Origin of the sequence: Pedobacter sp. KBW06, from assembly GCF_003852525.1 — a bacterium.
Taxonomy (GTDB): domain Bacteria; phylum Bacteroidota; class Bacteroidia; order Sphingobacteriales; family Sphingobacteriaceae; genus Pedobacter.
The window spans coordinates 959,557-978,131 of record NZ_QAJL01000002.1 but is presented as its reverse complement, the minus strand read 5'-3'; the positions used below and the strand labels follow the sequence as shown (position 1 = coordinate 978,131).

The window sequence follows — 18,575 nt, the reverse complement described above, 5'->3', positions numbered from 1 at the left end:
GATTTCCTCATTTGCCGGCGGAAATCTTCCTTGGCAGGGCTTAAGATCTCTTTCCCCTCTGGATGGAAAGCGTAAAGATCTTCCCCTTAATTTTAATGATCTGATATTTCTTTTTGCGATTGTTTTTTAATTGAGGTTAGGGTTTATTAATTAGCAGCATTCTTAGTATCTTTGTATACACCAATTTGAAGATGGTTTATTTTTAATTGATGCCTACAATATGTCTGAACAAAACCCTGCCGAGCTTGCCGCCAAATTTGTAAATTATACTTCTAAACACATCTTTCTGACGGGAAAGGCCGGAACAGGGAAGACAACTTTTCTACGGAATTTAATTGAACTGACACATAAAAAGGCGGTTATTGCGGCACCTACAGGTATTGCAGCGATAAATGCTGCGGGAGTAACCATCCATTCCCTTTTCCAGCTTCCTTTTGGAACTTATCTGCCTAAAGCCCCAGCCGCAGATGGCGATCATTACAATCAGCAATACAATACCCCTAAATCTATTGTCCGGCATTTAAACATGACCGCGACTAAAAGAAAGGTCCTGACAGATATGGAATTGCTGATTATTGATGAGGTGAGTATGCTCCGTGCAGACCTTCTGGATGCTATCGATATGGTATTGCGCTATATCCGGAGAAACAACAGCGCAAGCTTTGGAGGGGTTCAGGTCCTGTTTATCGGTGATCTGCACCAGTTGCCCCCAGTGGTAAAGTCTACAGAATGGAATTTATTAGGTCAGTTTTATAACAGTGCTTATTTCTTTGATGCGCTTGCGCTTCAAAACAATCCGCCAATTTATATTGAACTGGAAAAGATCTACAGACAGGCCGATGAAGTGTTCATCAACCTGCTGAATAACCTGAGAAATAATGAGGTAACAGCCCAGGACGTGGCATTGCTGGATAAATATTATAAGGCGGATTTTAAGCCTTCTATAGACGATAAATACATTACGCTCACAACACACAACAATAAAGCCGATACTTTAAACAGGCAAAGTCTGGAAGAGCTAAAGTCTCCTTCCTTTTTGTATGTGGCTAAAATCGAAGATGATTTCAGTGAGTATGCCTACCCGGCAGAACATATTCTGGAGCTTAAAGTCGGCGCACAGGTGATGTTCATAAAAAATGATCCTACCGGAGAGCAGCGCTTCTTTAATGGAAAAATTGCTGTGGTAACTTCGCTGAGAACAGATACCATTGAGGTAGAGACGGAAGGAACCCGGGAAAAGATTGTCCTCGAAAAATATACCTGGAAAAATATTAAATATACTACGGATAAGGTAACCGGCGAGATTGAAGAAGAGCTGGTTGGAACTTTTACGCAGTATCCATTAAAACTTGCCTGGGCCATTACGGTTCATAAAAGCCAGGGCCTGACCTTTGACCGGGCAATTATTGATATCGGAAGTGCTTTCGCTCCCGGACAGATTTATGTGGCGCTTTCCCGTTTGCGTTCGCTGGATGGACTGATTTTAACCTCCCAGATCTCGGGATCAGGCATCCGGCAGGATCAGAATGTTTCTTTCTTCTCTAAGACTAAAGAAAATCAGGAGAACCTGAATACGCAGATCAGGACGGAAAGTGATGTCTTTCTGAGGTCTTATCTGCTGCAGTGTTTTGACCTGGCACCGCTGGATAATTATGTGTACGAGCATGTACATTCCTATACCAAAGACATTAATAAATCTGCCAAACAAAAACATGTAAAATGGGCAGGACAACTGCTCAAAGACCTGACAGAGGTGAAAGTAAATGCGAGTAAATTTTTAACTCAGATCCAAAGGATGTACGAGGTGAAGACGGAAAAAGGAATGGCCGCATTGCTGGAACGTACCGTGGCTGCAGAGAACTATTTTAATCCCTTGCTGGTTGGATTTTCCAAACGCATCTTTGAACGCATGGAACTGGTTAAACAGGACAAACAAGTGACTGCTTATCTTACGGAATTGCTGGAGATGGAAGCGCTGTTTTACGATCAGTTTAAAAAAATACGTAAAGCGACGGCCTTGCTGAGTGCGACGATCAATGGAAGCGAGTTTACAAAAAAAGATGTGAATGCTTTATTGAGCCAGGCAGAGCGGGCGGCTGTCATGGAAAAAGTCTTTGCTGTTCCCGGTAAGCTTGACTTTACGGCCAAAAAGACAAAGTCTACCAAAGCTAAAACAACGGTTGTTAAAGAAAAAGCCCCTAAAGTAGATACCAAAGAGGTCTCTCTGGAGCTGCACAAAGAAGGGAAAACGATTGCTGAAATTGCGAGGGACCGGAAAATGGTGATAGGCACTATAGAAGGACACCTGGCACATTATGTAGCCAAACAGGAGATTTCAGCCAAAGACATCATCGGCTCGAAAAAGCTGGATAAAATTATGAAAACCATCAGGGAACTAAAGACGATGCAGATGAACCCGATCCGGGAACACCTGGGCAGGGACTATAGTTTTGGTGAGATCAAAATCGGACTGGCGGCATACCTTGCAGAGGGAGAATAATCAGACCTCTGTATCTCCCTGGAAAACCTGTGCTGCGGGACCACATAGAAATACATTTCTAAACTGGCTGCCATCATAGTCAAACTCAATCCGAAGGTCGCCACCTAATACTTTAACCGGTGTTTTGATGTGCCCTTGCTGATGTTTGTGTTGTGCCATTGATAAGGCCACAGCAGTAACTCCTGTGCCACAGGCATAGGTCTCGTCCTCTACGCCACGCTCAAAAGTGCGGACAAAAAGGTGATCTCCCTGGTCTTCTACAAAATTCACGTTAATTCCTTCGGCTTTATAGGTTGCGCTGTTGCGGATGGCTTTACCTTCCTTGTAGACATCCAGTGCTTCTAACCTGTTTACCTGCTGTACGTAATGTGGGGATCCTGTATTTAATACATAAGCGGTTCCATCGTTTCCAATATGATCAATATCAATCATTTGCAGATCAACCCAGTCGCCTTTTTCTGAAATTTTGGCATAATGAGGTCCATCAACTGCCAAAAAATTAGTTTCTGTGTCAATTATTCCCAAATGCTTCGCGAAAGCCACGATACACCTGCCACCATTTCCACACATACTGCCGAGATTACCATCAGCATTGAAATAAAGCATCTCAAAGTCGTACGCTTCATGGTTTTGCAGGAGCATTAATCCATCTGCGCCAATCCCAAAACGTCGGTTGCAGAGTTGCAGGACCGTATTATTACCCGTATATTTAAAGGATTGATCACGGTTATCTATTAAGATGAAATCGTTGCCTGCGCCCTGGTATTTGAAAAAGTGGATCTTCATGAGATGTTTGTGCTTGTCATTTAACATTTTTTAACAGTATTCATGGCCTGTTACTTATGCAAATATCGTTTATATGGTATTAAATTTGAGTAATTGAAACAAAAGAATTAGTTCTTAACGAGTAAAACGAATAAATCACAATCCATGCCAGCTTTGCTTTAAGGAGCTCGGGCCGATTGGGTTGCTTTTGAAACAATTAAAAAAAAGAAAAAATACAAATGAAAAGAATCGGATTGATAGTGTTAGCCGCATTTATAGGTGGTGCGGCTGCGATTGGCGCTTACAAACTGTTAGAGCGCAACAACGATGGGATGACATTAGCGGAGAAACAAAATGTGCTTTTTGCTAACAATCCCGTAAAAATATCTTCTACAGGAGCTGTCGATTTTGTACAGGCTGCTTCCGTGGTATCCCCGGCAGTAGTACACATTAAGACTTCTTATGGCAGCAGCTCCGGAAACGAAAGAGGTGGTGCCGGTTCCCCAATGGACATGTTCGAAGAATTTTTTGGTGGTGGTGGCCGCAGCAGACCCCGTGCGCCAAGAGCAGCCTCAGGTTCGGGAGTAATTCTTACGCCTGATGGTTATATTGTAACGAACAACCACGTGGTGGAAAATGCAGATAAGATTGAAGTGATTCTGTCTGACCGCCGTAAGGTAATGGCAAAAGTGATTGGAAAAGATCCAAACACAGATCTTGCCCTGATCAAAGTAGAGGAAACAAATCTTCCGATTGTGAAAATGGGGAATTCAGACAATGTGCAAATCGGAGAATGGGTATTGGCAGTGGGCTTCCCGCTTGATCTTCAAACAACGGTTACTGCAGGAATTGTAAGTGCAAAAGCAAGAAGTATCGGAATCTTATCAAGACAGCAAGGTCAGCCAACTGAGGAAGAGTATGACGAATACCGCAGAACGGGTAAAGCTCCTGAGCGTACCAATAACAGTATCGAATCTTTCATCCAGACTGATGCAGCGATCAATCCTGGAAACAGTGGTGGTGCATTGGTAAATGCAAGCGGTGAGCTGATCGGTATCAATGCAGCAATTGCTTCTCAAACCGGTACGAACGAAGGTTATGGTTTTGCCATTCCGGTAAACCTGGCGAAAAAGGTACTGGAAGATTTTAGAAAATATGGCGCAGTAAAACGCGGCTATATTGGGGTCTCTTTCAGACCATTGGATGCAGATTATGCAGAAGAACTAAAAATTAAAGACATCAACGGATTATATGTAAGTGATGTACTGCCAAATGGTGGTGGCGCCGCTGCGGGAATCCTGAAAGGTGACATCATTAAAAAGGTAGAAGGCATTGCGATTTATGATTCTCCGGATTTACAGGAAAAGATTGGCCGTATGAGTCCTGGTGATAAAGTACAATTGACAGTGTTGAGAAACGGTGCTTTAAAAGACATCAATGTGACCCTTAAAGGGGATGCCAGTGTGAACCTTGCGAAAGCAACACCTGCGGCAAAATCAACGGGTACAACAATCAGCAAATTAGGTGCTGCTTTTGCACCGGCTTCTGCACAGGTGAAAGCCAAATATGGTGCAAAGAACGGAGTAGTCGTGACCAGCGTTGAGCCGGGAAAAGTATTTGATTCCATGGACCTTCCTAAAGGTTTATTGGTAACTACCGTAAATGGTAAGCCTGTAAATAGTGCTAAAGATGTAGAGGCAGCATTGCCTACTTCAAAAAATGGAATGACGACCATCTCTGGCGTCGGACCGAACGGAAACTATACCTTTACTTTCTAGAAAGGGATCATTTCAACTTTATTCTTAAAAGGGAGGCAGTTTTACTGCTTCCCTTTTTTTTATTCAGAGCAGAAGGTTTTTGAATTTTCACTTGTCATCGCTCTGTAAAATTTAGAACGTTTCTAAATAGCCCTATTGTCGTTATTTTATGACAATGATTAACAAATTAATTCTTTTATTAAATACTTTTGCAGGAATAGAACTAAAATACAATCAAATGGCTAGTTTCGGAAACGCTTTTTCCTCGTCTATAGGAAAAAAACTAATAATGGGTATTACCGGCCTGTTTCTTATTTCATTTCTCGCGGTTCATTGCTTTATAAATGCTTTGATCTTCGTGAATGACGGTGGTTTAACTTTCAATGTGGGTGCTCATTTTATGGCTACCAATTGGCTGATCAGAGCTATGGAAGTGGTTTTGATGGCAGGCTTATTGGCGCACATTATTCAGGGTTTACGTTTGGTTTTTCAGAACCAGGCTGCACGTCCGGTGAAATATGCGGTAAATAATGGTGCTGCAAACAGCAAGTGGTATTCAAGGTCAATGGGACTATTAGGAACAATCTTATTGATTTTCTTAATCGTACACTTATCTGATTTCTGGGTAGTTTCCCGTTTTACAGGAATTCCTACGGTGGATTCAGCAGGACACGAAAATCTTTTTGCAGTGATGGTGGCAAGATTTCAAACCCTTTGGGTAGTGATTTTATATATTTTAGCGATGGTTTCCCTGGCTTACCACTTATTACATGGTTTTGCGTCTGCATTCCAGACTTTGGGATGGAACCACAAAAAATACACTCCACTCATCAAAGCATTTGGTATCTGGTATTCAATTATCATAGCAATACTATTTGCAGCTATGCCTGTAGCAATTTATGCAGGTCTTATTAAATAATTTTTGAACGTATAAAGCTTAAATAAAATGGCTGAATTAAATGCAAATATACCGGAAGGCGAATTAACGGATAAATGGACCAAATTAAGGTCTTCTATGCCATTGGTTAACCCGGCAAATAAAAGAAGCATCGAAATTATTGTAGTGGGTTCGGGATTGGCAGGTGCTTCGGCAGCGGCAACCCTGGCGGAGATGGGCTATAAAGTTAAATGTTTTTGCTTTCAGGATTCCCCGAGAAGAGCGCACTCTATCGCAGCTCAGGGTGGGATTAATGCAGCAAAAAATTATCAGAATGATGGTGACAGTACTTACCGTCTGTTCTATGATACCATAAAAGGTGGTGATTACCGCGCACGTGAAGCCAATGTTCACCGTTTGGCTGAAGTAAGTGCAAACATTATAGATCAGTGTGTGGCACAAGGTGTGCCGCTGGCAAGGGAATATGGTGGTCTGTTAGACAACCGTTCTTTTGGTGGTACACAGGTTCAAAGAACTTTTTATGCTGCCGGTCAAACGGGTCAGCAATTGCTTTTAGGTGCTTATAGCGCTTTAGAGCGTCAGGTAGGAATGGGTAAAGTAGAAATGTTTACCCGCCATGAAATGCTTGAAGTAGTGGTTGTAGATGGTAAAGCACGTGGTATTATTGCCCGTAACCTGCTTACAGGTGAATTGGAACGACATTCAGGACATGCGGTATTGCTATGTACCGGTGGTTACGGTAACGTATTCTACCTTTCTACAAATGCAATGGGCAGTAACGTAACTGCAGCATGGAAAGCACATAAAAAAGGCGCTTTCTTTGGTAACCCTTGCTATACGCAGATTCACCCGACCTGTATCCCGGTTTCCGGAGATCACCAAAGTAAATTAACCCTGATGTCTGAGTCATTGCGTAATGACGGCAGGATCTGGGTGCCTAAAAAGAAAGATGATCAACGTAAAGCTTCAGAGATTCCTGAAGATGAAAGAGATTATTATTTAGAGCGCAGGTATCCTGCTTTCGGTAACCTTGTACCACGTGATGTGGCTTCCAGAGCTGCTAAAGAGCGTTGTGATGCAGGTTATGGTGTAGGTAAATCTAAATTAGCGGTTTATCTTGATTTTAAAGCCAATACAGAGCGTTATGGCCGTATTGAAGCAAGTGTACAGAATATCCATAACCCCGATAAAGAAACCTGCATGCGCTTAGGCCGTGAGGTGATTAAGGAAAAATATGGTAATCTGTTTGATATGTATGCACAGATCACCGGAGAAGATCCTTATGAACTGCCAATGCGTATTTATCCAGCGGTTCACTATACCATGGGTGGTTTATGGGTAGATTATAACTTAATGACAACTGTTCCGGGATTGTACTCTCTGGGAGAGGCGAACTTCTCTGATCACGGTGCTAACCGTTTAGGCGCTTCTGCTTTAATGCAGGGCTTAGCAGATGGTTACTTTGTTATCCCTTATACTATCGGTGCTTACTTATCTAAAGAACTGGCTACAAAACCAATTCCTCAGGATCACCCGGCTTTTGTAGAAGCAGAAGCTAGTGCAAGAGGAATTATCGATAAATTCTTTGCGATTAAAGGAACCAAAACTGTGGATCATTTCCATAAGAAATTAGGAAAGATCATGTGGGAAAAATGTGGAATGGCGCGTAATGCAAAAGGCTTAACTGAAGCAATCGCGGAAATTCAGCAGTTGCGTAAAGACTTCTGGAGCGATGTTCGTGTACCGGGAGAAGCCAATGAGTTCAATCCTGAGCTGGAAAAAGCAGGTCGTGTGGCCGACTTTATCGAACTTGGAGAATTGATGTGTATCGATGCGTTGAACAGAAACGAATCTTGCGGTGGTCACTTCAGGGAAGAATATCAGACTGAAGAAGGTGAAGCCATGCGTGATGATGAAAACTATGCTTACGTTGCGGCATGGGAGTTCAAAGAGGGTGTTAAATTCGAGCTTCATAAAGAAGAGCTGAAATTTGAAAACATCAAGGTTGCACAAAGAAGTTATAAATAATAGCTAAGTACTAAAATCTCAATATCATGAGTACAGGAAATATGAATTTAACGCTGAAAATCTGGCGTCAAAAAAATACAAAAGCCAAAGGTGGTTTGGTGGATTATAAACTATCAGACATTTCTCCTGATATGTCCTTCTTAGAAATGTTTGATGTATTGAACGAAGAGCTGATTTCTAAGGGTGATGAGCCGGTTGTGTTTGATCACGACTGTAGAGAGGGGATTTGTGGTGCCTGCTCTATGTTTATCAACGGCAGACCTCACGGACCAAAAGAAGGAATTACCACCTGTCAGTTACACATGCGTTCATTTAAAGATGGAGATACCATCGTTGTGGAACCATGGAGAGCTAAGGCTTTTCCGGTAGTTAAAGATTTAACGGTAGATAGGTCTGCGTTCGACAGAGTTATTGCAGCTGGGGGCTTTATTTCGGTGAATACAGGGAATGCACAGGATGCCAACAACCTGCCTATTCCAAAAGTACAGGCAGATTCAGCTTTCGAGGCTGCAGCTTGTATCGGCTGTGGTGCTTGTGTGGCTACCTGTAAAAATGCTTCTGCCATGTTATTCGTTTCTGCTAAAGTATCCCAGTTGGCGCAATTACCTCAGGGACAGCCGGAACGCTACCGCAGGGTTCAGACCATGGTGGCGCAGATGGATGCAGAAGGATTCGGAAATTGTACCAATACCGGTGCTTGTGAAGCGGAATGTCCTAAAGGAATTTCTTTAGAGAACATTGCACGTATGAATAGAGATTATTTATCTGCAAAATTTGTATCTGAGGAAGATATTTAATAAATTTAGCTGACGAGACAAGGATATTTAACACGAAAGCCCGGCTATTTAGCTGGGCTTTCGTGCATTAGGGGGAGTTTTGGGGGTATTGTTTTTAATCTTTTTTGTCTTCTTTCTGTTTCGTTTGTAAACCGGTTTTTGTAGTGATTAAAATGGCCCCGTTTACAGCGGCTGTACCATAAAGCTTAATAGCCGATGCGTCTTTTAAAACATGAATCTCGGCAATGTTGTCTGGGTTAATCTCATTTAAACTGGTTTCAGTTTTCTTGCCGTCTACCATAACCAATGGGTCTTTACCAGCGCCAAGGCCTCTAATCTGCAGCTTTTTATCTGCACCTTCTACAACGCTCAACCCGATTACTTTACCTGTTTTATTGCCGGAAGGAGGATCAGTTGTTAAAGTGAAACTAATTGGAATATTGTATTTTACCCTGACTGCTTTTCCATGGTAAATGCCTGGAATCCATTTTGGTGATTCTTTCAGGATTCTTACGGCTTCTTCATCTGTTCCAGCGCCAAGCTTTCTTTCTACCTTGATGTCTGCAAGCTCGCCGTTTTTTTCTACAGTAAAAGATAAAAACACTTTGCCCTGTACGTTCTTTTCCTGAGCTTCCACAGGATATTTAACGGTCTTTTTCAGGTATTGGTAGAACATTTCCATTCCTCCGGGGAAACTCGGTTGTTTGTCTATAGAAACGAAGTCGTAAACCTTAACATCATTCTGATCTACGGGAACTTCGTTCATAGAAACGGCATTCGCATTTGCCGGCTCGGCTTTATAACCCATAACAGTGATTTTGCTGAGGCTTTTATAACCATTTACAGGGCTTAATTTTGGATTCTTTTTAGCGCTGGTAGCTCCGGAAAGGATGAAGGAAACAGGCAGTGTATAGTTGCCGTCCTGGCTGCTTTTGAAGTCCCTGTAGCTCAACACCATTCTCATGATCTCGGTTTCAAATCCTGAGCCAAGTTTGTTTACGACACTGATCGCTCCGATATGCCCGTCTTTCAGACTGAATTTAATCTGGCTGTTGCCCTGAAGGTCGGTATTGTAAGCTTCGGCCGGGTACCTGATGCCGCGCTTAAGGTAATTGTAAAAGCCTTCCCAGGCCGGGTCAGTTACGTTTTGTAGCTTAACCTCTTTGGTCTTCATATTCGATACCGCAATTTCTATAGGTGCAGATATGACTTCTTTCACGACGTTCAAAGGGGTATTCAATGGAATCTCTTCTGTTACTGCTATGATCTTTTCGTTGCTGCGGATAGTAGCAGACGACATGACCAGCGTGATGGCAAAAAGAGGTAAAAACAGGCCATATTTTAATATGGCGGTCTTTTTTGATCTTTGTTTATGAAGCATAAATATTCTCTTTTTTATCAGTGATTTATTAAAGAAAGTATTGGTAAGGCTATTTGGAGCAATGCCAAAAGCTCTGCTTAAAAGGAGCATGGCATATTGCTCTTTGTCGCCCTGAAATTTAGCAGCTTCCTCATCTGCCAGGTATTCATGAATGTTTTTAATGGTATGCTTATAAAAATAAATGATGGGATTGAACCAGGTGAAAATGCCTAACAACTCAAAAAACAGCACGTCCAGGGTATGCAGCTGACGAATGTGAATCTCTTCATGCCTTTCTATGGTCTGAACTTCCGGCAGGTTTTCATCAATTCTTTTCTTCCTGAAAAAGGAAAAAGCGTTTCCCACATGTTCCTGCTGAAGCAAGCGCCGGACCCTGAGCAATTTGTAGATGAACAGAATGGTAAAAATTATCAGACCGGTTAAATAAATAATCACAATCAGATTTCCGGAACTGAGCCTCTCCGGAGCATATGGTGTGACACTAACCTGTGTCATGAGTTCATTTAGCTGATCAACACCTATATAGATTGGTGTCGCGACAGACTGCTTGCCGAACCATTCAAACCTTAAGAAAGGAATCGATAGTGAACATATTCCCGCAGAGATCAGGTAGATTCTGTTGAGGATAAAATAGGTCTCCTTAGCTAAAAATAATTTATAGAAGCCATAGAATAATACCAGGTATATATTGACCTGCAGGATATAATGTGCCCAACTCATCTCGGTCTGTTTTTAATTTTGTTAATCATTTTTAAAATTTCATCTACATCGCTCAAATCAAGCTTTTCTTCCTTAACGAAAAAGGAAAACATGCTTTCTACAGAATTCTCAAAATAGTTGCCTAGCAACTTTTCGGTAGCGTGGCGCTTGTAATCTTCCCTGCTGATGAGCGGAAAGTACTGATGTGATTTTCCGAAGGCCTCATGCCCGATAAACCCCTTTACTTCCAGGATCCTGATGATCGTAGATACGGTGTTATAGGCAGGCTTTGGCTCTGGTAAAAAATCCATCACGTCTTTTACAAACCCCTTTTCTATTTGCCATAGAATCTGCATCAATTGTTCTTCTGCTTTTGTTAAGTCTTTAATGTCCATCTTTTATCGTATTAACCGGTTTTTTTAATTGGTTTAAGGATCATAACTATTCGTCAATAGTACTATAACTAAAACCTTAGTATAAACTTAAAACTAATATTTTAGTTTTCAAAGAATTTTAATGAAAATATTTTAGAGTAAGCAAGTTAGTATAAACAAAGAAGCCTCCTGTAATTCCGGAGGCTTCTTTGTTTTGTAGGGTGTTTTATTGCTTTGGAGCTTCAGGAGCCTTGGGCAATTCTTTTCTGGGAATTGGTTCTTTGCGTTCAGAAGTATGGTACACGAAAGAGGCTACGATGGTTGCGGCCCTTTTTAAGTCTTCCTCTGCCAAACGGTCAAATGTATCCTGATTGCTGTGATGGGTCCGGGTATTGTAGTCCATAGGGTCCTGAATAAACTGGAATCCGGGAATGCCTACCGCGTCAAATGCCTGGTGATCCGTTCCTCCGGTATTGCCAATTGTTATGGTTTTTGCACCCAAATCATGGAAAGGGCTAAGCCATTCCTGGAATATTGGTCCTGCGGCCGCGTTTCCCTGCAAGTAAATTCCCCGGATCGCACCTGTTCCGTTATCCAGGTTATAATATGCGCTGATCTTTTTGTGGTCTTTAGTCAGTATCATGGTCTTTGGGTCTCCAAAATGCTGGGCTACATATCCTCTTGATCCAAACAAGCCCTGTTCTTCAGAACTCCAGAGGGCAATTCTGATGGTCCGTTTAGGCTTAAAATTAATGGTCTTTAAAATCCTCATGGTTTCCATCATGACAGCTGCCCCGGCTGCATTGTCGGTGGCACCGGTGGCCGAATGCCAGGAATCATAATGTCCGCCGATCATCACGACTTCTTCCTTTAATTTCTTATCTGTGCCCGGAATTTCTGCTATTACATTGTATCCCTGAGGATCCTGGTCGTAGAAGGAAGTCCTGATGTCTGCTTCTACTTCTACCTTTTCTCCGGCACGCAACAGGCGCAGCATGTGGAGGTAATCTTCTGCGGAGATTTCCAGCTCAGGAGAGACCGGCTTTGCGTCCAGGGCATAAGAGGCGCCATTGCTGGTGAAGAACGTTCCGTGGTTTCCTCTTGCATAACTGAGGATCAGGCCAACTTGTTCCTGCTGCATAAAGCTGGCGATGGCAGCACGTACTTCTCTCATTTTCATCATTTGTGCCATCATGTTGCCGGATGCTCCGGCACGGCGTTGTCCCTCAGGCTGGGCCTTGGCCTCCGCCATTTTGGACAATACGGAATCGGTATATCTGACTGCGTCGGGCTTATAACTGTTTTGCAGGGGTTGTAAGGTCACCTGATCGAAGATCACAATCTTGCCGGCAAGTTTCCCTTTATAAGGTAAAAGGTCGGTTACGGTGTCTGCTTTGATGAGGATAACTTCAGATTTAATGGCACCCCTGGTTCCTGGTGTCCATGCTTTCGGTGCACCAATGATCGCATGGTAATACGGAAGGGTCGTGGCTGCATAATATTTATCGATCTGCCAGCCCTTTCCAAACTGTCCCCAGGACTCCAGGTGCACATTCTTTAAGCCCCAGGAGGTAAACTGTCGTACTGCCCAGTCCTGTGCGCGTTTAAGACCTGGAGAATTGGATAAACGCGGGCCTGCCACATCGGTGATCTGAAAGGCAATGTCCATTACTTTTGAGTTTTCAAGGCCTTCCTGCCTTATCTTTTGTACGATAGCCATATCCACCTTCTCCTGGGCAGATAAGGAAACACTGATGCACAGTGCCAATGCAGTTATTGTCAGTTTTTTCATCCGGATATATTTGTCTTTTTTCGTGTTTTTCATTGAGTCTTTTTATTGATTCTTAATGGTGCTCAGGAGTTCGCAGGCTCAGTTTACAGGTTCTCAGGAGCCTGTCGGTTTAATGGCTATAAAGCTGTCATAAGTATGATTACTGCTTTTTGTAAGCAGTCTGCTTATGATGGTTTCTTATTTGTTTTTTACCTGGAATTCTTCACTAATACCTGAATTTACATGAAAAGATAATTACTTGTATCTTCTTCATCATATTTTTACATCGGGAGTTAAACCTTGAGGTGATTTACAAATTCCCTGAAAAAGAAAATGGCGGTACCCGGACCGCCACATTCTGACTATTAACTAAAACTAAAAAAACTATTTGATGCTTTTCTTCGCAACGATAAAATAACCGGCGATAAACAAGATGACGGCGTAAATAAGGCTGCTATAGATCTCCTGACTAAACAGCTGGTCCATATTTTTCGACTTGGACATGGATAGCGCCAGTGAGGGGTGACTGTAAGGAACCAGATAGGCATATTCCCATCCTTTGCTGGCCACAATAATTCCGGCAATGATTCCTACAAACCCAATTCCCATTGGCTTTAGAAAGTCCGACCAGATCAGGCTAATGATGAACTGTAATGATAATATTCCCAGGGAAGAAAGGAACATCTTGAAATATATCTTTGACAGTAAAGCTACCGGCGAAAATCCATTGAAGGTAAAACCACTGTTTAATGCCTGTAAAAGATGGCCGAATAAGATGGTGAACAGTGCAAATAAGAACAGACAAATAAAGATCAGCATCACCGCATATAAATACTTGGCTGCATAAATTGAAAACTTATTGAGTGGTTGTGCGAAAAGGCTTTTCCAGGTGTCGTTTTTATGTTCAATATTATTGACAGAGAAAGCCATGAAGATCACATAAAAAGGAAGAATCAACATCCCCATCACGCCAAGGGCAGCTCCACTAAAGTTCATCCATAGCACTTGCGGCGGATAATGCATTTTAATGATTTTTTCTGCATTGCTGAGGAATCCAAATGTAATCAGACCGCAAATGAGCAATGGAAGCAGGATCGACGCCCAAAAAGCAAGCGTCTTTCTTGATTTATAAAATTCAGATTGTAAGGATAGGAGTAAAGAGCGCATGATTAATTGTTTTTAGTAATGTCAAGGAATAAATGCTCCAGATCTTTTCTAACCTGATAAATGCTGTAAACTGTAAAGCCATGTTGTATCAGCAAGGTATTGAGCCTGCCACATTCTTCAGTTGAAATGAAAGGAAGAATGATTTTCTTTTCGGTGCTGTTTAATATCTGATAACCATTGTTGTTCAGGAATTCCCGGCCGCCGGCAATATCGTTTAACTCCAGTTCAATCATTGGCTTGCTCAAATCATGCAATTCATTGATGGTGCCCTGGAAAAGTAATTTTCCTTTGTTAATGATGCCTACATGAGTGGCGATCCGTTCAATCTCGGCCAGCAGATGGCTGGAAACCAGGATTGTTTTTTGATGTTTTGTGGCGAGCTCGATCATCAGATTTCTGATTTCGATGATTCCATTAGGATCCAGCCCGTTTGTAGGCTCATCCAGTAGCAATAGTTCCGGATCTGATAACAAGGCAAGGGCAATGCCCAGGCGTTGTTTCATCCCTAGTGAATATTTTCCTGCCTTTTTATCGGCGGCATCTTCCAGGCCTACCAGACGAAGCATCTCTTTCGCTTTAGTCCTGCTGATGCCCAATAGCATACACCTGTTGTATAAGTTTTCCGCGCCGGAAAGGTGTGCATAAATTGCGGGTTGTTCTACCAGTGCGCCAAGGCGTTTTAAACTGGCGATCCGGTTGGAGTTGATTTCCTTGCCAAAAAGAAACACGGTATTTGCCGGCGATTTTAAAAGGTTTAGAAGGATTTTTATTGAAGTGGTTTTACCGGCACCATTCGGGCCCAGAAAACCATAAATACTTCCTTTCTCTACTTTCAGCGACAGGTCATCAACTACTTTTTGGTTACCAAAATAATAGTTAAGCCCCCGGGTTTCAATGATCAGGTCTCTCATTCCTATTTAAATGAAATGCTGCTTACTTTGGCAATCCCTTTTACTGAAGTCGTTGCTTTTGCAGCGATTTCCTCGTCTTGTGAACGGGTTACATTGTTGGCAATGGTTAATACCATCATCATGAATACAGGAACTAATAAAAGTAAGAATGGCGATACGTTTGCTAACTTTTTCATAATATTTATATTGACAGATGCAGTTTTCATATTCGTTGTGATTTGATGAAACAAATAGAATAATAAAAAAAACGCTGCTAAAATCTTTTAGACCAAGGCCATATTATCCTAGATAAACGCCTATTTATTCTAGTTTTGCAATTGATTGGTTTATTTGCCAATTTGGTAGAAAAAAAATGCCCGTTCGTCGAAAGCAGTTACTCATAACAGCTGGAAAAATTTACTTTAGACCAATGGAGTTTTTGTCAATAACAAAGTTTAAATGAAAAGTAAAGGCCCTCTGATTGTACATGTTGTTTTCTGGTCGTTAATACTAGCCCTTATTGCCCTGAACATTATATTCGCTAAAGAAGCACAGAGCCTATCTTCGGTTGCCATCAGATATGGATACTCCGGCCTGATTAATATTTCTATTTTCTATATCAATTATATGCTGCTCATTCCGATGCTGATCAAAGAGCAGAAGAAATATGGTTTGTATATTGGGGCAATCCTGCTCCTGATCGTCGTGATGAGTGCGATCAAAACGGTAATCGCCAGCCTGAACCCCGAAGTCATATTGGTGACCTGGGAAGGAGGAAAACGGGATTATATACCCATTGCGACCTTTGGTGCCGTTTCTATATTTACATGTGGCTTTTTTGTGGTGGCAAGTTCTCTGCTCAAATTCGCTGTAGACTGGTTCGGGAATGAACGTGTTCAGCGGAACCTGGAAAGCGAAAAAAAAGAAATGGAACTTCAGTTTCTTAAATCACAGCTAAACCCGCATTTTCTCTTCAATTCCCTGAATAATATTTATTCACTTGCTTATCAGAAATCTGATAAAACAGCAGATGCAATTCTTAAGCTTTCCGAAATCATGCGCTATATGATCTACGAAAGCAACGACAGCTGGGTTTCACTCAGTAAAGAAATTGAATATGTTCAAAGTTATATTGAACTCCAGAAATTAAGGTTTAGAGATGGAGCCGCAGTGGAGCTGAGCCTGAATGGCGAAATCGACAACCAGCAGATTGTGCCGCTTATCCTGATCTCTTTTGTGGAGAACGCTTTTAAACATGGAGTGGCCAATGATCCAAAGGACCCAATTAAGATCAATATCATTGCCAATCAAAAGATCCTTCATTTTAGTGTGACCAATAAAAAGAATAAACACAACAAAGATGAAGTAGGAGGAGTGGGTCTCAATAATGTGGAACGAAGGTTACAATTGCTATATCCTGAAAGATATAAATTAAATATTGTAAATTCGGCTACCCATTACACCAGTGAATTAATGCTAGATTTATGACAAAGTTAAAATGTATTGCGGTCGATGATGAACCATTGGCACTTGATATTATAGAGGATTATGTGTCAAAAGTACCGTTCCTGGAGCTGGTCAAAAGAACAGAAAATGCGATTGAAGCATTACAGCTCGTACAGGCAGGGGGAATTGATCTGGTTTTTCTGGACATTCAGATGCCTGAACTTACCGGAATCCAGTTCCTGAAAATTGCAAATGGGAAATCAAACTATATCCTGACGACAGCTTATTCACAATATGCTTTGGAAAGCTATGATCTGAACGTATCGGATTACCTTCTGAAACCGATTGCATTCGATCGTTTCTATAAAGCCGTGGAAAAGGTACATAACCAGCAGCAAAAAGCCGCGGAATCTAGTCCGGCTCCTCCGGCTGCGATTGCGCCTTTGATGTCAGCACCAGTGGCGGTACAACATCCTGTTCAGGACTTTATCTTCGTCAAAACAGAGCATAAGATTCAAAAGATTCAATTGGATGATATTCTTTATATAGAAGGATTAAAAGATTACATTTCTATTTACACCAAAGCAGAAAGAATCATTACGCTTCAGAACATGAAAAAAATGGAGGAAACCCTTCCAAACGGACAGTTTATAAGGGTGCATAAATCTTATATCATTGCTTTAGATAAGATTGAAAGTATTGAACGCAGCAGGATCAGTATCTTCGGTAAAGTGATTCCAATAGGAGATACCTACCGCGATGAATTCTTCAAACATATCGACAATAAGAACATCTAAAAAGTACTTACTGCCCTAATTTCCGGCGAATTGCCTGTTCTGCTTCCTGGGTAACCTCCTCCGGGTTTTTGCCGGTGGAATCTATTGGCTTTAACACCGTCCAGCGGATCTTTTCGCCGAAGCTGAGGGGGAAAGTACCGTATTGTACCATTTTCCAGGAGTTTTCAATTGCAATAGGTACGATCAGTGCATTGGGTACCTTTTTTAAAAGTGTGGCAATCCCACCTACATGAAAGGGCTTCAGGTTTCCGTCTTTGGAACGTGTACCTTCAGGGAAAATCATCGCAGACCAGTTTTTTTCTTTCATTCTGTTGCCCAGAAGGATGATCTCACCAACGGCTTGTTTGCTGTCCTTACGGTCGATATTAGCCCCACCTCCATATTTAAGGTTGAAAGAAATAGAAGGAATGCCTTTGGTCAGCTCTATTTTTGAGATAAACTTGATGTGGTGTTTTCTTAGAAACCAGATCAGTCCGGGAATGTCATACATGCTCTGGTGGTTGGCTACAAATATTTTGGGCTGGTCAACAGGGATGTCCTGCTCATTGATAAAAGTAACCGAACTGCCCAGGAAAAGGTCACAGTAGGTGAGAAAGAAATTCAGGGCATCTACGGAGGCTTTGTGTGCCTGATAACCGAACAGGCGGTAACATAGCCATTGAATGGGCTGAAAAATAATTAAAGTCAGCACAAAAAAGAGGTAAAAGATGGGACTGAAAATGTATCCGAAAAATTTATTCATAATAGCTGAAAAGATTCGTTAAAGCTGAGATTCCTGAAGGATTATTTTTGTTCTTAAAATGGCAGCAACGCTCATGCTGTCCGTGATTTCTCCGTTTAGGACCATTTCGTAGGCTTCCTGAAAAGGAAGTTTTCGGAGCCGGAGTTCTTCGGTTTCTTCAGGTTCGGCAATGCCCATGCTAAGGCCCCTGGCGATATAAATAATGGCCAGCTCATTGCTTACCGAGTTGGAGAGGTGCATGCGCTGAAGCTCTACCCAGTCTGTTGCCGAAAGTCCGGTTTCCTCCAGCAATTCCCTTTTGGCACTGTCCAGCGGATCGGAACCTAAGGGGCCCCCACCTTCCGGAATTTCCCAGCTGTAAGCTTTTAAAGGAAAGCGGTATTGTCCAACCAGCCAGGTGTTCAACTCCTCGTCTAAAGGTAAAATTCCAATGGCCAGGTTTTTGAAATGTACTTCGCCATATATTCCTTTACCTCCGGATGGGTTGATCACCTGGTGTTCTGTTAGCCCAATCCAGTTGTTATCATAGATTTTGCGACTTTCAATAGTGGTCCAGGGATTGCGTTCTTCCATGGACGCAAATA

The 18,575-nt window shown here is 42.1% G+C and carries 16 protein-coding genes; 7 read left to right on the top strand and 9 right to left on the bottom strand.

The window, feature by feature from the left end:
• Positions 1-220 precede the first annotated feature (220 nt).
• Positions 221-2,500, top strand: a complete 2,280-nt coding sequence (locus DBR43_RS14245) for a helix-turn-helix domain-containing protein (RefSeq protein WP_124581865.1) — start codon at positions 221-223, stop codon at positions 2,498-2,500.
• Here the strand turns inward: DBR43_RS14245 and dapF are convergent, their stop codons facing one another.
• Complete coding sequence (gene dapF, locus DBR43_RS14240) at positions 2,501-3,286, bottom strand: diaminopimelate epimerase (RefSeq protein ID WP_124581863.1); 786 nt, start codon at positions 3,284-3,286, stop codon at positions 2,501-2,503. It abuts the gene before it with no gap.
• A gap of 218 nt (positions 3,287-3,504) precedes the next feature.
• On the opposite strand from dapF, the gene DBR43_RS14235 reads away from it, so the two are divergent.
• From DBR43_RS14235 to DBR43_RS14220, 4 genes are all read left to right on the top strand, one after another.
• The gene (locus tag DBR43_RS14235; protein WP_124581861.1) at positions 3,505-5,043 is read left to right on the top strand and encodes a trypsin-like peptidase domain-containing protein; all 1,539 of its coding nucleotides are present in this window, start codon (positions 3,505-3,507) and stop codon (positions 5,041-5,043) included.
• A gap of 154 nt (positions 5,044-5,197) precedes the next feature.
• Positions 5,198-5,941, top strand: a complete 744-nt coding sequence (locus tag DBR43_RS14230) for a succinate dehydrogenase cytochrome b subunit (RefSeq protein ID WP_233602974.1) — start codon at positions 5,198-5,200, stop codon at positions 5,939-5,941.
• Positions 5,942-5,968: 27 nt separating this feature from the next.
• Positions 5,969-7,948: a fumarate reductase/succinate dehydrogenase flavoprotein subunit gene (locus DBR43_RS14225; protein WP_124581859.1), complete on the top strand. Its 1,980-nt coding sequence runs from the start codon at positions 5,969-5,971 to the stop codon at positions 7,946-7,948.
• A gap of 26 nt (positions 7,949-7,974) precedes the next feature.
• Complete coding sequence (locus DBR43_RS14220) at positions 7,975-8,745, top strand: succinate dehydrogenase/fumarate reductase iron-sulfur subunit (protein WP_074611614.1); 771 nt, start codon at positions 7,975-7,977, stop codon at positions 8,743-8,745.
• A 94-nt stretch (positions 8,746-8,839) separates the two neighbouring features.
• On the opposite strand, the gene DBR43_RS14215 is transcribed toward DBR43_RS14220, so the two are convergent.
• The 6 genes from DBR43_RS14215 to DBR43_RS32935 form a co-directional block, all read right to left on the bottom strand.
• Positions 8,840-10,825 carry a M56 family metallopeptidase gene (locus DBR43_RS14215; RefSeq protein WP_124581857.1) on the bottom strand — a complete coding sequence of 662 codons (1,986 nt, stop codon included), beginning with the start codon at positions 10,823-10,825 and terminating at the stop codon, positions 8,840-8,842.
• Complete coding sequence (locus DBR43_RS14210; protein ID WP_069379337.1) at positions 10,822-11,199, bottom strand: BlaI/MecI/CopY family transcriptional regulator; 378 nt, start codon at positions 11,197-11,199, stop codon at positions 10,822-10,824. The genes DBR43_RS14215 and DBR43_RS14210 overlap by 4 nt, the downstream gene beginning before the upstream one ends.
• 205 nt (positions 11,200-11,404) lie before the next feature.
• Entirely contained in the window at positions 11,405-13,003 is a 1,599-nt protein-coding gene (locus DBR43_RS14205) for a M28 family metallopeptidase (RefSeq protein ID WP_233602973.1), read from the bottom strand.
• A 330-nt stretch (positions 13,004-13,333) separates the two neighbouring features.
• Complete coding sequence (locus DBR43_RS14200; protein WP_124581855.1) at positions 13,334-14,116, bottom strand: ABC transporter permease; 783 nt, start codon at positions 14,114-14,116, stop codon at positions 13,334-13,336.
• 2 nt (positions 14,117-14,118) lie between these two features.
• A complete protein-coding gene (locus DBR43_RS14195) occupies positions 14,119-15,027 on the bottom strand; it encodes an ABC transporter ATP-binding protein (protein ID WP_233602972.1) in 909 nt (302 codons plus the stop codon).
• Between the two features lie 2 nt (positions 15,028-15,029).
• Positions 15,030-15,203 (bottom strand): hypothetical protein, encoded by a 174-nt coding sequence (locus DBR43_RS32935; RefSeq protein ID WP_158622496.1) that lies wholly within the window; start codon positions 15,201-15,203, stop codon positions 15,030-15,032.
• A gap of 262 nt (positions 15,204-15,465) precedes the next feature.
• On the opposite strand from DBR43_RS32935, the gene DBR43_RS14190 reads away from it, so the two are divergent.
• Both DBR43_RS14190 and DBR43_RS14185 read left to right on the top strand, forming a co-directional pair.
• Positions 15,466-16,494 (top strand): sensor histidine kinase, encoded by a 1,029-nt coding sequence (locus DBR43_RS14190; protein ID WP_124581853.1) that lies wholly within the window; start codon positions 15,466-15,468, stop codon positions 16,492-16,494.
• Positions 16,491-17,249 (top strand): LytR/AlgR family response regulator transcription factor, encoded by a 759-nt coding sequence (locus DBR43_RS14185; RefSeq protein ID WP_124581852.1) that lies wholly within the window; start codon positions 16,491-16,493, stop codon positions 17,247-17,249. The genes DBR43_RS14190 and DBR43_RS14185 overlap by 4 nt, the downstream gene beginning before the upstream one ends.
• Positions 17,250-17,256: 7 nt before the next feature.
• Here the strand turns inward: DBR43_RS14185 and DBR43_RS14180 are convergent, their stop codons facing one another.
• Together DBR43_RS14180 and DBR43_RS14175 are read right to left on the bottom strand one after the other, a co-directional pair.
• Positions 17,257-17,991, bottom strand: coding sequence for a lysophospholipid acyltransferase family protein (locus DBR43_RS14180; protein WP_124581850.1), 735 nt, complete (start codon positions 17,989-17,991; stop codon positions 17,257-17,259).
• 18 nt (positions 17,992-18,009) lie between these two features.
• Positions 18,010-18,564, bottom strand: a complete 555-nt coding sequence (locus tag DBR43_RS14175) for an NUDIX domain-containing protein (RefSeq protein WP_124582107.1) — start codon at positions 18,562-18,564, stop codon at positions 18,010-18,012.
• Between the last annotated feature and the right edge of the window lie 11 nt (positions 18,565-18,575).

Bases quoted from the DNA above. Each gene is read 5' to 3' on its own strand.
- DBR43_RS14230 (WP_233602974.1), top strand. From the start codon at position 5,198: ATGATTAACAAATTAATTCTTTTATTAAATACTTTTGCAGGAATAGAA.
- DBR43_RS32935 (WP_158622496.1), bottom strand. From the start codon at position 15,203: ATGAAAAAGTTAGCAAACGTATCGCCATTCTTACTTTTATTAGTTCCT.
- DBR43_RS14225 (WP_124581859.1), top strand. From the start codon at position 5,969: ATGGCTGAATTAAATGCAAATATACCGGAAGGCGAATTAACGGATAAA.
- DBR43_RS14175 (WP_124582107.1), bottom strand. From the start codon at position 18,564: ATGGAAGAACGCAATCCCTGGACCACTATTGAAAGTCGCAAAATCTAT.
- DBR43_RS14195 (WP_233602972.1), bottom strand. From the start codon at position 15,027: ATGAGAGACCTGATCATTGAAACCCGGGGGCTTAACTATTATTTTGGT.
- DBR43_RS14245 (WP_124581865.1), top strand. From the start codon at position 221: ATGTCTGAACAAAACCCTGCCGAGCTTGCCGCCAAATTTGTAAATTAT.
- DBR43_RS14200 (WP_124581855.1), bottom strand. From the start codon at position 14,116: ATGCGCTCTTTACTCCTATCCTTACAATCTGAATTTTATAAATCAAGA.
- DBR43_RS14205 (WP_233602973.1), bottom strand. From the start codon at position 13,003: ATGAAAAACACGAAAAAAGACAAATATATCCGGATGAAAAAACTGACA.
- DBR43_RS14190 (WP_124581853.1), top strand. From the start codon at position 15,466: ATGAAAAGTAAAGGCCCTCTGATTGTACATGTTGTTTTCTGGTCGTTA.
- DBR43_RS14215 (WP_124581857.1), bottom strand. From the start codon at position 10,825: ATGAGTTGGGCACATTATATCCTGCAGGTCAATATATACCTGGTATTA.
- DBR43_RS14210 (WP_069379337.1), bottom strand. From the start codon at position 11,199: ATGGACATTAAAGACTTAACAAAAGCAGAAGAACAATTGATGCAGATT.
- DBR43_RS14235 (WP_124581861.1), top strand. From the start codon at position 3,505: ATGAAAAGAATCGGATTGATAGTGTTAGCCGCATTTATAGGTGGTGCG.
- DBR43_RS14220 (WP_074611614.1), top strand. From the start codon at position 7,975: ATGAGTACAGGAAATATGAATTTAACGCTGAAAATCTGGCGTCAAAAA.
- DBR43_RS14180 (WP_124581850.1), bottom strand. From the start codon at position 17,991: ATGAATAAATTTTTCGGATACATTTTCAGTCCCATCTTTTACCTCTTT.
- dapF (WP_124581863.1), bottom strand. From the start codon at position 3,286: ATGAAGATCCACTTTTTCAAATACCAGGGCGCAGGCAACGATTTCATC.
- DBR43_RS14185 (WP_124581852.1), top strand. From the start codon at position 16,491: ATGACAAAGTTAAAATGTATTGCGGTCGATGATGAACCATTGGCACTT.